The 1,221-nt window shown below is 66.7% G+C and carries 1 protein-coding gene; it reads left to right on the top strand.

Translation table 11 applies throughout. The annotated features are described in order from the left end of the window. On the top strand, window positions 1–1,221 hold a 1,221-nt coding region (locus D7231_RS35105; RefSeq protein ID WP_147449898.1), incomplete at both ends, for a type IV secretory system conjugative DNA transfer family protein.

Below are 1,221 nucleotides of genomic sequence, written 5' to 3'. Positions count from 1 at the left end.
GCGGTTCCGGCAAGACAAATATCGCACTTCGGTTGATCCTTGCCGATATAGAAGCTGGACGCCCGGTCGCCGTCCTCGACCCGAAGCGTCAGCTCATCGACGACATCCTCGCGCGCATTCCAGCGCATCGCGCGGGCGATGTCGTCGAGTTGAACGCCAGCGACGAGAACCCAGTGGGGTTCAATCCACTCGACGTCACAGGCCGCGACCCCGACGTTGTGGTCGACGGCGTCCTGGCGGTCTTCGAGGCTGTCTTTGCGGACGGCTGGGGACCGCGCTCGGCGGACATCTTCTCGGCCAGCCTCCGCACCCTGGCCAGGGCCAGCACGCCGAGGCGGCCGGCCACCTTGGTGGATCTGCCACGGCTACTCACCGATCCCAGGTTCCGACGCCAGCAGGTCGGACGGGTGCACGGTGACGTTGGCCTCGCCGGGTTCTGGTCGTGGTACGAAGCACAGTCACCGCAGGCGCAAGCCGCCGCCATCGCACCACCGCTCAACAAGCTTCGGCAGTTCCTCCTCCGCCCGGCCCTGATCCACATGCTCGACCAACGCACTGGCAAGTTCCGGCTGCGCGACATCTTCCGCGAGAACAAGATCGTGCTCGTCCCCCTGAACGAGGGGCTCATCGGGCCGGGGACGGCGTCGCTACTTGGCAGCCTCATCATTGCCGACCTGTGGCAGGCCACCCAGGAGCGTGCTGACGAACCGGACGCCGATAAGCGTCCCGGCGTCGTCTACATCGACGAGGCTCCTCGGTTCCTCAACCTGCCCGTGTCGCTCGCCGATGCCCTGGCCGTCTCGCGGTCGCTCTCGGTCGGCTGGTTCCTGGCCGCTCAGTTCCGCAGCCAGTTCCCGCCCGCGCTGCGCACAGCCGTGGACATGAACGCCCGCTCCAAGATTGCGTTTGCCACCGAGTACGAGGACGCGCGGGACATGGCCAAGCTGACCCGATCCCTCACCGCCGAGGACTTCCAGGCACTTCCGCACTTCCACGCCTACGCCAACCTCGTTGCCGATGGCCTGCCGTCCGGTTGGGCCCTGGTCGAGACGCTGCCTCCTCCGCCCGTCACCACCGACCCGGAAGCCGTACAGGCGACGGCTCGAAGCAACTACGCACCGGATCCGATCCAGCCCACGCCCGACACGAACGTCGTGGACAGCGACGAGTCACAGGCACCCGAAGAGGGCGACTCCTCGACCGTGATCGAACAGATCGGTC

The sequence above is a fragment of the Streptomyces klenkii genome, assembly GCF_003626645.1.
GTDB lineage: Bacteria > Actinomycetota > Actinomycetes > Streptomycetales > Streptomycetaceae > Streptomyces > Streptomyces klenkii.
Note: the sequence above shows the minus strand (reverse complement) of the source record. Positions and strands in the feature narration are given on the sequence as shown.